Annotated in this window: 1 pseudogene (only partly in view); it reads left to right on the top strand. The window is 69.7% G+C overall.

Going from position 1 to position 244, the window contains the following annotated elements:
• Positions 1-244: pseudogene (locus tag HL671_RS39290) on the top strand (AMP-binding protein); its annotated part reaches 771 nt to the left of the window's first position; the annotation flags it as partial.

Here is a 244-nt window from a genome sequence, read left to right on the forward strand (position 1 = left end):
TGCGGCGATTGGAGCGGAGGAACTACGGGGCCATCTTGCGGCGCGGCTGCCGGACTACATGGTGCCGTCGGCCTATGTGCATCTGGAGCGTCTGCCGCTGACGCCGAACGGCAAGCTGGACCGCAAGGCGCTGCCGGCGCCGGAGGGCGATGCGTTTGCGGCACAGGCCTATGCGTCGCCGCAGGGCGAGACCGAGGAGGCCATCGCCCGGATCTGGTCGGAGCTGCTCGGTGTCGAGCGGATC

Origin of the sequence: Bradyrhizobium denitrificans, from assembly GCF_013179005.1 — a bacterium.
GTDB classification, from domain to species: domain Bacteria; phylum Pseudomonadota; class Alphaproteobacteria; order Rhizobiales; family Xanthobacteraceae; genus Bradyrhizobium; species Bradyrhizobium denitrificans.